Raw genomic sequence first — 13,770 nt, forward strand, 5'->3', positions numbered from 1 at the left:
TCACTGCCAAATCAGCCTTCAGGATAAACGGCAGTATTTTTTATTTATTGTAAGCCCTTCCGGTATCATATATCAACCCGTAAAATCAAACAGTGACATCTGATTGGACTGCGGGATATCTCCAAAAAGATCCATATCATCCATCAGATCGATAACGGTCTTGCTGACCTTGGTACGATCACGGAAATCATCCTTGGAAAGGAATCTGCCTTTTGCGGCAGCATCCACAACTGCCTCTGCTGCCTTATCTCCAAGACCCTCTATGGTATCCAGAGCAGGCATCAGTTTATCTCCGATGATCTGGAACCGGTGTGCCTTTGCCTTATAAAGATCGATCGGCACAAAATCAAAACCTCTGGCGTACATTTCCTGTACGATTCTCATATCCTTCAGTGTATCCTGTTCCTTCTTGGATGCCTCATCACCTTTTTTCCGGATCTCCGCCATATAATATTCCAGACGTTCTTTTCCCATGCACATCAGTTCATAGGAAAAGGAAGTGGCACGGATACTGAAAAATGCTGCATAATAAGCCAGTGGATGAAACACTTTATACCATGCGATACGATACGCCATCATAACATAAGCTGCCGCATGGGCTTTCGGGAACATGTACTTGATCAGCTTACAGGACCAGATATACCAGTCCGGAACATCATGCTCTTTCATAGTCTGGATCCATTCCTCACGAAGACCCTTTCCCTTACGGACACTCTCCATGATGGTAAACGCCAGACCACTTTCCACTCCTTTTCCGATGAGATAGATCATAATATCATCTCGCGTACAGATTGCTGTGGAAATGGTAGCTGTACCATTCTGGATCAATACCTGGGCATTTCCAAGCCATACATCCGTACCGTGAGAAAGTCCGGCAATACGTACCAGGTCGGAAAAATATTTCGGCTTGGTATCAATCAACATCTGCATAGCAAAGTCTGTACCAAACTCCGGGATTCCGAGGCATCCCAGCCTGCAGCCGCCGATATCCTCCGGGCTGATCCCCAGAGCCTGCGTTCCCGCAAACAGGGACATGACATCTCTCTGGTCCAGCGGAACTGTTCTTGCACTGATGCCGGTCAGATCCTCCAGCATACGGATCATTGTCGGATCATCGTGTCCAAGTATATCAAGCTTCAGAAGATTTCCGTCAATGGAATGGTAATCAAAATGTGTAGTGATGATATCACTGTTCACATCATTGGCCGGGTGCTGCACAGGTGTAAATTTCTCAATCTCCTCACCCATAGGCAGTACGATGATACCTCCCGGATGCTGGCCAGTGGTACGGCGGACACCGGTACAGCCCTTCACGATACGGTTGATCTCACAGTAACGCTTGTGCTGCCCCCGTTCCTCATAATAGTTCTTCACATAACCAAATGCGGTTTTTTCCGCAAGGGTACCAATGGTTCCCGCCTTAAAGGTCTGCCCTTTTCCGAAGATAACCTCTGTATACCGGTGGGCATTGGCCTGATATTCACCGGAAAAGTTCAGGTCGATATCCGGCTCCTTATCACCTTTAAAACCAAGGAATGTCTCAAAAGGAATATCAAAGCCTTCCTTGTTCATCCTGGCACCGCATTTCGGACAGATCTTATCCGGCATATCACATCCTGCCATACCCGCGTATTTTTTCACCTCAGGGGAATCAAAATCACTGTATTTACAGTCCGGATTCGGACAGAGATAATGAGGCGGCAGAGGGTTTACCTCCGTGATACCGGACATGGTCGCTGCCAGAGAAGAACCTACAGAACCACGGGATCCAACCAGATAGCCGTCCTCATTGGACTTCCACACAAGCTTCTGTGCAATGATATACATTACCGCATAACCATTGGAGATAATAGAATTCAGCTCCCTGTCCAGACGGTCCTCCACGATCTTCGGCAACGGATCTCCGTACATTTCGTGGGCCTTCGTAAAACAGATATTCTTAAGATCCTGCTCGGAGTTCTCAATGACCGGTGGAAATTTATCCGGATGGATCGGTGATATCTTCTCGATCATATCTGCGATCTTATTGGTATTGGTGATCACCACCTCTTCCGCCTTTTCACTTCCCAGATAGGAAAATTCCTCCAGCATTTCCTCCGTTGTACGAAGATAAAGCGGGGCCTGGTTATCTGCATCAGAAAATCCGTTTCCTGCCATGATGATCCGTCGGTAAACCTCGTCCTGAGGATCCATAAAATGCACATCACAGGTGGCAACCACCGGTTTTTTGAACTGTTCTCCAAGTTTTACGATCTTCCGGTTTATCTCTTTTAAGTCTTCCTCAGAATTGATCATATCATGTTTTTCATCCGCAAGCATAAACGCATTGTTCCCAAGAGGCTGGATTTCCAGATAGTCATAAAAATTTACCAGTCTGGCGATCTCCTGATCCGGTGCATTGCGAAGAAGTGCCTGATAAAGCTCTCCTGCCTCGCAGGCACTTCCCACCAGAAGGCCTTCCCTGTATTTTTCCAGCACGCTTTTGGGAACCCTTGGTCTTCTGTGATAGTACTTTAAATGGGACTGGCTTACCAGCTTGTACAGATTGATCCTTCCGGTCTCATTTCTTGCAAAAACAATAGCATGGTATGTGGGCAGCTTTCGGATGGTATCCGGTGAAACCGCACCCTGCCTGTTCATCTCATCCACATCAAAAATATCTCTTTCTTCCAGCATCTTTACAAACCGCACAAAAATCTCTGCGGTACATGCCGCATCATCCACAGCTCTGTGGTGATGATCAAGAGAAACACCTACTGCCTTGGCTACCGTATCCAGTTTAAAACGGTTCAGGGCAGGAAGAAGGAATCTAGCCATACCAACGGTATCCACATAAGTAAAATCATCCGAAATCCCCTGCCGTTTACAGTTTTCAATAATAAAGCTCATATCAAAGTCCGCATTATGGGCCACCATCACGCAGCCCTCACAGAATTCCAGGAATTTCGGCAGTACTTCCTCTATCACAGGTGCATCCAGGACCATGGAATCATTGATGCTTGTCAGCTGCTCAATACGGAACGGAATGGGCACTTCCGGGTTTACAAAGGTGGAAAAACGATCTGTGATCTGTCCTTTTTCCACTTTTACCGCGCCAATCTCAATGATCCTGCAGGTTAGTGCTGAGAATCCCGTAGTCTCAATATCAAAAACAACAAAATCTCCATCCAGCCGCTGCCCTTTGGAATTGGTGACCATACCCTTCAGATCGTCTACCAGATACGCTTCCATTCCATAGAGCACCTTAAAATCAGACTCCTTTGGAACACAACCGCCCCAGGCATCAAAGCAGTGATTTGCCTCCGGGAAGGACTGCACCACGCCATGATCCGTGATAGCGATAGCCTTATGTCCCCACTCATAGGCACGTTTTACCAATGCCTTTGCATCGCTGACACCATCCATATCGCTCATCTTGGTGTGACAGTGAAGCTCCACACGCTTCTGAGGACTGGTATCCATTCTTGTGCTAGTAAAATTGGCGATTTTCTTGATACCTGTAATATTTCCAATAGTAAGCTCACTGTCAAAACGGTCAATGGTGGTAACTCCCTTCAGCTTCAGGAATGCGCCTTTTTTTACACTTTCCGTCACTTCCGGAACCTGCTCGTTACGCAGAAACATCTTCACAACAATACTGTCCGTAAAATCGGTCACAGGGAAGATCAGGATCGTTTTCTCATTTCGGATCTCACGAGCTTCCACATCCATAACCTGACATCGGATGATAACCTCCCCCATCTCACCGGTAATGCTCTCCAGCGGAATCGTTTCTCCATCAAAATCTCTGCCGTAAACCACATCCGGATTGCTGTCCCTGCGGAATCCGAAGCTGCCGCGGAAATCTCCCTTCTGAACCTTCTGCTGTTTTTTGTCAACGGATTTCTTCTCGTTTGTCTTTTCGCCCTTCTTATCTCCTGAGGTTTTCTTTGTCTCTTCCTTGGCTGTATCCTCCTGCTTCGGTTCACTTTCCTGATCCCCGCTGAGTTTGGCATGCTTCAGGACATTTTCCACTTCCTGTTTGATCTGAAGTGCAGCATTTTTCCGGTATTTACTCTCTTTCACTTCCACAAAATCCAGTTCCACTTTCAGATCCATACCGCAGCGTTCACAGAAAACCTTATGAAAATATTCAACAAGTATTTCGCTTTTCTGTCTGGAAATAACCGTATCCGGAAGCTCCATACGCAAGGTATCTTTTCCTGTAAAAATGATTTTTGATCTGCGGAACAGATTGTACTCCAGCATGTTATAGTTGCGCAGCTCCATCTCCATACTGGAACGGTAGCTTTCCAGAAAGTTCTCCGGTGTATACTGCTCGGAAAGATGAAATTTTTCCACAACTGTTACAGTCATGGGAATCCCCGGAAAGCACTGCCGTTCGATCTCATCCTCCAGCGCAAAAATATTCTTCTTGTGTATCCAGCGGCTACTTTCAATATAAACCCTCAGATGAGTTCTTCCGGGGTTCATGGAAACCTTTGTCACAAATACCATGTCCAGAAGTTCTTCCAGCTCTTTCTTCACTTTAAGATGCGGAAATACATCAAAAAAATCTTTCTCCATTATGACTCCTGCTCATTCCAGGTAAGAAGTTCCTGACGAAGTGTATCCAGAAGATCCGTTTCCGGTACTTTTTTTACAACCTCTCCATGCCGGATCAGAAGACCAACACCATCGCCTCCTGCAATTCCGAGATCTGCTTCCTTCGCCTCTCCCGGTCCATTTACCACACAGCCCATAACTGCAACCTTAATATCAAGAGGAATATCCTGTACCATGGTCTCTACCTGGTTTGCAAGGCCGATCAGATCGATTTTTGTTCTTCCGCAGGTCGGACAGGAAACAACCTCCACGCCTCCTTTGCGAAGTCCCAGCGTTTTCAGGATCCTTTTGGCTGATTTCACTTCTTCCAGCGGCGCGCCTGTCAGAGAAACACGGATGGTATCTCCGATTCCCTGATACAGGATGATCCCAAGTCCGATAGCTGATTTGATATTTCCCGAATACAGAGTTCCTGCTTCTGTAATTCCCACATGAAGAGGATACTGTGTTTTTTCTGCGATCAGTTCATGGGCTCTGGCGCACATGAGAACATCAGAAGATTTGATGCTGATCACAAGATTGTCATATCCCATCTCTTCAATGATGTGCACCTTATCAAGAGCACTCTCCACAAGTCCTTCGGCTGTAACACCGTGATATTTTTCTACCAGTTCTTTTTCAAGGGAACCGCTGTTTACTCCTACACGAATAGGGATATTCCGTTCCTTTGCTGTATCCACAACTGCCTGGATCCTCTCTTTGGAACCGATATTTCCCGGATTGATACGGATCTTGTCCGCACCGTTCTCCATGGCTGCAATGGCAAGGCGATAATCAAAATGGATGTCCGCAACCAGCGGAATATGGATCTGTTTTTTGATCTGGGATAAAGCCTTCGCAGCTTCCATAGTAGGAACTGCGCAGCGGATAATATCACAGCCTGCTTTTTCCAGAGAAAGGATCTGCGCAACCGTTGCTTCCACATCTTCAGTTTTCGTATTGGTCATGGACTGGATAAGGATCGGATTTCCTCCTCCGATAACACGATTTCCAATTTTTATTACTTTTGTATGATCTCTGTACATAAAAATCTCCTTTATGAATCCTGAAAGGCAGGTGTCTTCAAACGCCCTGCCTTTCCTTTCCGAACTATCTTTTTACTCTTACTCCTAACGTCGGATCTCCAGCAGCTTTGTTTTCAGTTCGTTTTCCATACGTCTCATATCTGCCTCTGCTGCCTGACGTTTTTCACGGCCTTCCTGCTGGATTTTCATCACATCATCCAGTGTCTGGATCAGTTCCTGATTGGTTTTTTTCAAAGTTTCAATATCTACAATACCACGCTGGGATTCCTTTGCAGTTTCCACAGATGCCAGGTGAAGCGTTTCCGCATTTTTCTTCAGAAGTTCATTGGTAAAATCCGTAACCTGCCGTTGTGCCTGTGCGGCTTCTGTGGAGTGCGCGATCCCTAGAGCCAGCACCATCTGGCTTTTCCAGAGAGGAATGGTATTTACAATGGTTGTCTGGATCTTCTCGATCATCGTCGTATCATTGTTCTGGATCATGCGGATCTGCGGTGCAGTCTGCATAGAAATGGTTCTGGTAAGCTCCAAATCATGAAGCTTTTTCTCAAAGCGGTCACATTTGCTTTCCAGATCATTGGCAGCCTGTGCATCTTCCGGAAGTCCGCTTGCCGCTGCCTTCTGATGCAATTCGTTGAGCTTGCCTTCTCTGACTTCCCTAAGCTTCTTTTTACCCGCAAGAATGTACATGGAAAGTTCTTTAAAGTATGCAAGGTTCTGCTCATACATTTTGTCCAGCACGGCAGAATCTTTCATCAGACGCATCTGGTGCTGCTCCAGAGCTTCCGTGATCTTCGTCACATTTCCCTCGGCCTTTGTGTAACGGTTTTTCAGAGTTTCCACCTTCGCTGTCTGTTTTTTGAAAAAGCCGAAAAATCCCTTTTCCTCTGTGGCATCAAAATCCTTCAATTCTCCTACCACATTTGCAAGAAGCTCCCCTGCCTCCCCAAGATCCTGTGTCTTCACATTTACCAGCGCTGCATCAGAAAAATCTGCCATCTTCTTCTGAGTGCCGGCTCCGTACTGCAGGATCTGGTTTGTATTTTCAATATCGATCTTTGCTGCAAAATCTTCTACGATTTTCTGTTCCTGGGGAGATAACACCGGTTCCTCTACTGCCGGCTCCTGGGGTTTCTCCGGTTCTTTTTTTGTAATTTCTTCTTTTTCTTCCGTGAGATCCGGTTCCAGAGTCAGCACCGGTGCTTCTACCTCAAAGTCTTTAAATTCTTCTCCCATAAGCATTCTCCTTGATCAGCTGTACCTTCCGGCAGATGTCTGTATTCCAGCTTCTTATCTGCTCGTTGTACTTATTTCATTTCCGCATTCTGTTTCATTTTTTTGAAATCATCCTCTGTCAGCCCCTCCTGTGCCAGAACCGTATGCAGCACAGAAATATCGGTGGATACATCCCACGCGGTATCCCGGAATATGGAATCCAGAAGTTTCTCAAATGCAATATTCAGTGTATCAATGGTTTCTTCAATTTCTTTCTTGGAAGCCGTGATATTCTCACCCTGTACAGGCTGTCCATCCATATCCTCATAAGCATCCAGAAGCTTCACAGTCATAGGCAGATAGTAGTCCATCATTTTCTTAAGATCCGGAATCACCTCCGGATGCTCTCCTGCACGCTCAAAAATTTTCTGAACGATCATTTCCATCCTGGAAATCTTTGCCGAAATTTCTTCTCCGGGAATGGCGTCATTGCTCTCACGGATCTTTACCAGAAATTCATTTCCTTTTCTCAGGACTTCCTGGGCTTCCGGACTCATATTCTCCTCCAGCTGAACCTTAGGATCTGCTTCCTGTTTACGAAGCTCCAGCTGCTTCTGTGTTTCCAGATACTGCTGATAGGTCTCATTACTGGTGATCAGACAGGTTCCCTGCTCATCCACATGGCCTTCCAGAAACCAGCCCTTCTGGATCATTCTGCTGATATCTTTTTTTACAAATTTCTCGTTCTTTCCTGCTGCCTGAGCAAGCTTCTGAAAATTACAGTAGGTGTGGTCTCCCAGCGCACGGATATATTTCTGGAAACGTCCCAGTCTTCCGAGACGACTTGTTCCTGCTCCCAAAAGAGCACCGCCACCTGCTGCGCCTGCACACATCACTCCAAGCACACCTGCTGCAAGTGCACCGCTGTGTCCAATGCCCATCCAGATCAGAAGCACCATGGCTCCAAGCCCCATGCCACTTAAAAGTATCCCACCGGAAACTGCCATCATCATGCCTTTGAGATTCTCACCGGTAGTCTTTCCGTAAAGCAGTTCCGACTGTTTCCTTGCAGCCTGCTGCTTTGCTTTTCTGCTTCTTCCGTAATAAGGGCTCTGGTATGTATAGCTTTTCTTACGGAATTCCGGATCAGCACCCGGATCAAACACGGAATTCAGCGCATTTTTCAGCGCTTCGCTTCCGGAATCAATGGCCTTATTTACTGTCTGGTTGATCGTATGGCTTAATTCGTGATAGCTGTTTGAATTCACTGCATTATCTACAATATCCTGAATCTTTTTTCCAAGGTCTTCAAATTCGTGATTGTCCATTTTTCCCTCCAGTCCATAGATAATTTTTATTATATCGAAATCATATTAAAATTACAAGCAAATGAAAAAAAGGAACAAAAAACTATTGAAGTCATCACGTAAAAGTTTTACAATGGTAAAAAGTAAAAATTGTAAACGGAGGAATCGTTATGGAAAAAAAGAACATCGACTGGTCCAGCATCGGATTCGCTTACATGCCAACCGACTACAGATACGTGTCTAATTTTAAAGATGGAAAATGGGATGAGGGTACTTTAAGCACAGACCCTAATATCGTACTCAATGAGTGTGCTGGTGTGCTTCAGTATTCTCAGAGTGTATTCGAGGGTCTGAAGGCATACACAACAGAAGACGGACATATCGTTACTTTCCGTCCTGACCTGAACGCAGAGCGTCTTGCTGCATCTGCAGCAAGACTTGAAATGCCGGTATTCCCGAAGGAAAGATTTATCGACGCTGTTGAGCAGGTTGTTAAGGCAAATGCTGCATGGGTTCCGCCATATGGTTCCGGCGCAACACTTTATCTTCGCCCGTACATGTTTGGTTCCAACGCCGTGATCGGTGTTAAACCGGCTGACGAATATCAGTTCCGTATCCTTACAACACCGGTTGGTCCGTACTTTAAAGGCGGCGCCAAACCGATCACGATCCGTGTCAGCGACTATGACCGTGCCGCACCTTGCGGAACCGGTAACATCAAGGCTGGCCTGAACTACGCAATGAGCCTTCATGCTATCGTAGATGCTCACAAACAGGGCTTTGATGAGAACATGTACCTTGATCCCAAGACTCGTACAAAAGTTGAGGAGACAGGCGGAGCAAACTTCATCTTCGTTACTAAAGACGGCAAGGTTGTAACACCGAAGTCTGACAGCATCCTTCCTTCCATCACACGTCGTTCTCTGATCTACGTTGCAAAGGAGTACCTTGGACTGGAAGCTGAAGAGCGTGAGGTCTACTTCGATGAGGTTAAAGATTTTGCAGAGTGTGGTCTTTGCGGTACTGCTGCAGTTATCTCTCCTGTCGGAAAGATCAATGATCACGGCAAAGAAATCTGCTTCCCAAGCGGAATGGAAAAAATGGGTCCGGTCATCCAGAAGCTGTACGACACACTGACCGGTATCCAGATGGGACGCATCGAAGCACCGAAGGGATGGATCCACGTAATCGAGTAATTACCGGATTTTCGTCATTATACATAACATTAAGCACAAAAAAACAGACCGCCGTATTTTTTTCGGTGGTCTGTTTTTTTATTATTTCTTCATTGTTTTTCTGTACAAAGCGGGCATTCTCATTCTGCTTTATGATCTGTGCTCACATTACCTATCTTTTCTCTCGTATTTTACAAACGCATATTCCAGATCAAAGTATGTCTGTTCTTCACTCTCCGCTGTGATCTCCCAGTCCGGGTCCTCATCCAGGTTTGGGAAATACGCATCCGCTTCATATGCAAAATCGATTTTTGTCACATGAGCTGTATCACAGTACGGGAGCATCTGTTTGTAAATACTGTCTCCGCCGATACAGTACACATCCTCTGCCGGATATTTCTCCACTTCCTTCAGTGCTTCCTCGATGCTGTGAACGATCACCGCACCTTTTACCTGATAATCCCGGTTGCCGGTGATCACAATGTTGGTTCTGTTTTTCAGAGGAAGTCCGTTTGGAAAAGACTCCAGTGTTTTTCTTCCCATAACAACCACTTTTCCTGTAGTTTCCTCACGGAACATCTTCATATCTGCCGGAATACTTACCAGAAGTTCATTATTTCTTCCGATTCCCCAGTTTTTATCTGCTGCAACAATAATATTCATTCTTTCTTCCTTTCTTTATGCAATTATACTGCAATGGGAATATTTTTGATCTGTGGCCATGTCTCATAATTCTCCACGATCAGATCATCGGTGGTGAATTTATAAAAATCCTTTATCTCCGGATTCAGTTTTACTGTCGGTGCAGGATACGGTTTTCTAGAGATCAGTTCTTTAATTACCGGAATATGACGATCATAAATATGGCAGTCTGCGATCACATGAACAAGCTCTCCGGCTTCCATATCGCAGGCCTGTGCGATCATCATGAGAAGAAGAGAATACTGGCACACATTCCAGTTGTTTGCAGCCAGGATATCCTGCGATCTCTGGTTCAGCACCGCATTAAGGACCAGCTTGTCTTTTCCGGGTTCCTTGGTTACATTGAAAGTCATGGAATAGGCACATGGGTAAAGATTCATCTCGTGGAGATCCTGATGTACATAAATATTGGTCATGATCCTTCTGCTGTACGGATTGTTCTTAAGATCAAAAAGAACTCTGTCTACCTGATCCATCATTCCCTCTTTATACTGATGCTTCACACCTAACTGATAGCCGTAGGCTTTTCCGATGGAGCCGTTCTCATCTGCCCAGCTGTCCCAGATGTGGCTGTGAAGATCATGGATATTATTGGATTTCTGCTGCCAGATCCATAGAATCTCATCCATTGCACTCTTTAACGCTGTTTTTCTTAAAGTCAGTGCCGGAAACTCCTTCCGGAGATCATAACGGTTCACAACACCAAATCTCTTGATGGTATAAGCCGGAGTTCCATCCTCCCACACAGGACGTACCTTCTCACCTTCTGTGCTGGTTCCGTTTTCTATGACATCTTTGCACATGTCAATGAATATATTATCTGCAAGACTCATTTGTTGATTTCCTCCTGTAATTTTCTTCTATTCGATCCCGGGCTGCTTTTTTCTTAAAAATGCCCCTGAAATTTATTTTATATTCTAACACATTTCAGTCCTTACTGTCCACTTCCCCTTTAACCTCCTATCCCATTTAACCTTCTCTCCCTGTTTTTCCTTTTCCCTGTTCTTTTTCTGTATTTTTCTGGACTTTTCCATGCGGGAGTGCTATATTAAGAGCCATGAAAATACTGATTACCTTATTAAAACCTTTTTCTTTTGCACCTGCGATCCTGATGATGTGCGTGATCTACTCTTTTTCCGCACAGACCGGAGATGTTTCCGGTGCCCTGAGCTACAAGATCAGCTACCAGATCGTAGAAACCAAAAACGAAATATTAGCTTCCGGCAAAAGCCTGGAACAGCTTTCCCAGGAAGCTGCCGGTATCGAATTTTATGTCCGTAAAGCTGCTCACATGACAGAATACTGCCTGCTAGCCATATCTATTTCCTTCCCCCTCTATGTATACGGAGTTCGGGGAATCTGGCTGATGCTCCTTGCCGGATTTGTATGTGTGGGATTTGCCGGACTGGATGAATACCACCAGTCTTTTGTAGACGCCCGCGGACCTTCCGTAAGGGATGTAGGAATCGACAGCTGCGGAGCAATGATCGGAATTTTGCTGGTGCAGGCATTCTGCTGGTCTACCTTACATACCCCCAACAGAAAAAAATCTCGAAAAAAACGCAGAAACGCGCAAAGACGCAGATAACTGTTTTGCGATCTACCTGATCTAAAAAACGGAACATACATAAGGATTTTTTTGCCTTATGATGTTCCGTTTTTGCTATTACTAATCGTCATATCTCAGCAGGCATTTTACTCTCACCTGCATCCGGTTTTATTTTTCGTCTTTCTCCTCCGGTGCGTCATCCAGATTTTCCGCAAGATGCGCCCGCTCCGCAATTGACATTTTTTTCTTTGCCACGGTTTCCGGATTTTGAGAAGCTTCCTCTGCCGCTTTTTTCGCAGCAGCTTCTTCCAGCTCATGTTTCTGTGCGCCAGCCTTTGCAAGATTACGGATCGCCATGATCAGAAGCACTGCTCCGATCACAACAAAAATACCTCCCGCTGCCAGAAATACCACACCGGAGTCTTCTGCTCCGCTTATGACACTGGCGCAGAGACGATATCCTGTATACACAAGATAGCCTCCTGCAAAGATCCACAGAAGACTGCTTCTTGTGGAAGAATTTCCCTGTCCGGAATTCTTTTCCTCAGCAGTTTCCTGCTGCAGCTCTTCCTTATTTTCTCTTTTCTGTTCTTCCATGATGTATTTCTGTCCTTTCTGATATCCTTATATTTCTCTATTTGTCAGATATCTTTTCCCTGTCAGCTTCTGTTTTTTCCTTCTCTTCCGTTTCTTCTTTTACAAGTCTTCCATAAAGCTTTGTCATTTTATAAATCTTTTGAATAATTGTTTCATTGAGCTGGCCTTTTTTCATACGCCACTTCCAGTTGTCACCAAGAGTTGACGGTTCATTGATCCTTGCCTCATTTCCAAGGCAGAGATAATCCTGTACCGGGATCACACAGCGATCTGCAACACTGGACATCGCCGCACGTATCATGCTCCACACTGCCGCAGTCTCATGCTTGCCCTCACAGCCAATATAGGCCCTGGCAAAATTTCGATCATGCTGGCTCAGATTGCGGAACCATCCTCTTGTTGTCTCATTGTCATGAGTACCTGTGTAAACAATGCAATTCCTTTCATATCTGTGCGTCAGATACGGACTGTCCTCATTCTCGTCAAAAGCAAACTGCAATACCTTCATTCCCGGGAATCCGGATTCTTCCACCATCTCGATCACACTGTCTGTAAGGAGACCAAGATCCTCTGCGATCACATCCAGCTTTCCAAGATTCTTTTCAAGCGCACGGAACAGATCCATTCCCGGTCCCTTTTCCCAGTGACCGAACTGGGCAGTTTTATCTCCGTACGGAATGGAATAATACTCATCAAAGCCTCTGAAATGGTCAATCCTTACCACATCATAAAGCTTCATACAATTTGCCATTCGGCGTGTCCACCATGCATAGCCTGTTTTCTTGTGATATTCCCAGTCATAAAGCGGATTTCCCCAGAGCTGCCCTGTGGCGGAAAAAGCATCCGGCGGGCATCCGGCAACGCCAATCGGAATATTTTCCTTATCAAACTGGAACAATTCCGGCTGTGCCCAGGCATCCGCACTGTCAAACGCAACGTAGATCGGGATGTCTCCGATCATCTCCACTCCCTTAGCATTTGCATAAGCTTTCAGTGCTGTCCACTGTTTAAAAAAGCAGAACTGCTGGAAGCAGTAAAATCCCACTTCTTTTGCAAGCTTCTCTCTTTCTTCAGCCAATGCAGCTTTTTCTCTGTTTTTGAGTTCCGTAGGCCATTCGATCCAGCTGATCCCATTCAAGCTGTCCTTGATTGCCATATACAGGCTGTAATCTTCCAGCCAGGCAGCATTTTCTTTTACAAACTTACGGTACTCCTGATCTGTCTCACAGTCATAATTTTCAAAGGCTTTTCTCAAAAGCCGAAATCTGGAATTATAAATCTTCTCATAATCCACATAGCTCTCGTTTGTACCCCAGTCACAGTCCTCGCAATCACTTTTATCCAGATATCCCTCTTTTACAAAAGCCTCCAGATCAATAAAATACGGATTTCCCGCAAAGGTAGAAAAAGACTGGTATGGTGAATCTCCATATCCGGTAGGTCCGAGAGGAAGGATCTGCCAGTATTTCTGTCCTGCTCTTGCCAGCTGGTCTACAAACTCATATGCTTCCTCAGAAAAGCATCCGATCCCATATTTCGATGGCAGACTGGATACCGGAAGTAAAATCCCACTTGCTCTCATAATTTACGAATCCTCC

General features: G+C 45.5%; 10 protein-coding genes. 2 read left to right on the forward strand and 8 right to left on the reverse strand.

Features of this window, described 5'->3' with window-relative positions; genetic code table 11:
- Window positions 1-72 precede the first annotated feature (72 nt).
- The 4 genes from DWW77_RS15230 to DWW77_RS15245 form a co-directional block, all read right to left on the reverse strand.
- Window positions 73-4,566, reverse strand: coding sequence for a PolC-type DNA polymerase III (locus tag DWW77_RS15230; RefSeq protein WP_118609041.1), 4,494 nt, complete (start codon window positions 4,564-4,566; stop codon window positions 73-75).
- Window positions 4,566-5,630, reverse strand: a complete 1,065-nt coding sequence (gene ispG / locus DWW77_RS15235; protein WP_021651821.1) for a flavodoxin-dependent (E)-4-hydroxy-3-methylbut-2-enyl-diphosphate synthase — start codon at window positions 5,628-5,630, stop codon at window positions 4,566-4,568. The genes DWW77_RS15230 and ispG overlap by 1 nt, the downstream gene beginning before the upstream one ends.
- 84 nt (window positions 5,631-5,714) lie before the next feature.
- Window positions 5,715-6,863: a toxic anion resistance protein gene (locus DWW77_RS15240; protein ID WP_118609042.1), complete on the reverse strand. Its 1,149-nt coding sequence runs from the start codon at window positions 6,861-6,863 to the stop codon at window positions 5,715-5,717.
- Window positions 6,864-6,934: 71 nt separating this feature from the next.
- Complete coding sequence (locus DWW77_RS15245; protein ID WP_118609043.1) at window positions 6,935-8,170, reverse strand: 5-bromo-4-chloroindolyl phosphate hydrolysis family protein; 1,236 nt, start codon at window positions 8,168-8,170, stop codon at window positions 6,935-6,937.
- Window positions 8,171-8,319: 149 nt separating this feature from the next.
- Here DWW77_RS15245 and DWW77_RS15250 point away from each other — a divergent pair, with 149 nt between their 5' ends.
- The gene (locus DWW77_RS15250) at window positions 8,320-9,345 is read left to right on the forward strand and encodes a branched-chain amino acid aminotransferase (protein WP_118609044.1); all 1,026 of its coding nucleotides are present in this window, start codon (window positions 8,320-8,322) and stop codon (window positions 9,343-9,345) included.
- Window positions 9,346-9,492: 147 nt separating this feature from the next.
- Here DWW77_RS15250 and DWW77_RS15255 read toward each other — a convergent pair whose 3' ends face one another.
- Window positions 9,493-9,987 carry a dihydrofolate reductase gene (locus DWW77_RS15255; protein ID WP_015524334.1) on the reverse strand — a complete coding sequence of 165 codons (495 nt, stop codon included), beginning with the start codon at window positions 9,985-9,987 and terminating at the stop codon, window positions 9,493-9,495.
- A gap of 23 nt (window positions 9,988-10,010) precedes the next feature.
- Window positions 10,011-10,859 carry a thymidylate synthase gene (gene thyA, locus DWW77_RS15260; protein ID WP_015524333.1) on the reverse strand — a complete coding sequence of 283 codons (849 nt, stop codon included), beginning with the start codon at window positions 10,857-10,859 and terminating at the stop codon, window positions 10,011-10,013.
- A 224-nt stretch (window positions 10,860-11,083) separates the two neighbouring features.
- Between thyA and DWW77_RS15265 the strand changes: the two genes are divergently transcribed.
- Window positions 11,084-11,614: a VanZ family protein gene (locus tag DWW77_RS15265; RefSeq protein WP_118609045.1), complete on the forward strand. Its 531-nt coding sequence runs from the start codon at window positions 11,084-11,086 to the stop codon at window positions 11,612-11,614.
- A 129-nt stretch (window positions 11,615-11,743) separates the two neighbouring features.
- Here the strand turns inward: DWW77_RS15265 and DWW77_RS15270 are convergent, their stop codons facing one another.
- Window positions 11,744-12,172, reverse strand: coding sequence for a hypothetical protein (locus DWW77_RS15270; protein WP_092071388.1), 429 nt, complete (start codon window positions 12,170-12,172; stop codon window positions 11,744-11,746).
- Window positions 12,173-12,209: 37 nt separating this feature from the next.
- Window positions 12,210-13,754 (reverse strand): 4-alpha-glucanotransferase, encoded by a 1,545-nt coding sequence (gene malQ, locus DWW77_RS15275; RefSeq protein WP_118609046.1) that lies wholly within the window; start codon window positions 13,752-13,754, stop codon window positions 12,210-12,212.
- Between the last annotated feature and the right edge of the window lie 16 nt (window positions 13,755-13,770).

The organism is Ruminococcus sp. AF17-12 (assembly GCF_003479245.1).
Lineage (GTDB): Bacteria > Bacillota > Clostridia > Lachnospirales > Lachnospiraceae > Blautia_A > Blautia_A fusiformis.

What these genes read in the sequence shown, in the direction of transcription:
- DWW77_RS15230 (WP_118609041.1), bottom strand. Translation starts at nt 4,566, where the DNA reads ATGGAGAAAGATTTTTTTGATGTATTTCCGCATCTTAAAGTGAAGAAA.
- ispG (WP_021651821.1), bottom strand. Translation starts at nt 5,630, where the DNA reads ATGTACAGAGATCATACAAAAGTAATAAAAATTGGAAATCGTGTTATC.
- DWW77_RS15240 (WP_118609042.1), bottom strand. Translation starts at nt 6,863, where the DNA reads ATGGGAGAAGAATTTAAAGACTTTGAGGTAGAAGCACCGGTGCTGACT.
- DWW77_RS15245 (WP_118609043.1), bottom strand. Translation starts at nt 8,170, where the DNA reads ATGGACAATCACGAATTTGAAGACCTTGGAAAAAAGATTCAGGATATT.
- DWW77_RS15250 (WP_118609044.1), top strand. Translation starts at nt 8,320, where the DNA reads ATGGAAAAAAAGAACATCGACTGGTCCAGCATCGGATTCGCTTACATG.
- DWW77_RS15255 (WP_015524334.1), bottom strand. Translation starts at nt 9,987, where the DNA reads ATGAATATTATTGTTGCAGCAGATAAAAACTGGGGAATCGGAAGAAAT.
- thyA (WP_015524333.1), bottom strand. Translation starts at nt 10,859, where the DNA reads ATGAGTCTTGCAGATAATATATTCATTGACATGTGCAAAGATGTCATA.
- DWW77_RS15265 (WP_118609045.1), top strand. Translation starts at nt 11,084, where the DNA reads ATGAAAATACTGATTACCTTATTAAAACCTTTTTCTTTTGCACCTGCG.
- DWW77_RS15270 (WP_092071388.1), bottom strand. Translation starts at nt 12,172, where the DNA reads ATGGAAGAACAGAAAAGAGAAAATAAGGAAGAGCTGCAGCAGGAAACT.
- malQ (WP_118609046.1), bottom strand. Translation starts at nt 13,754, where the DNA reads ATGAGAGCAAGTGGGATTTTACTTCCGGTATCCAGTCTGCCATCGAAA.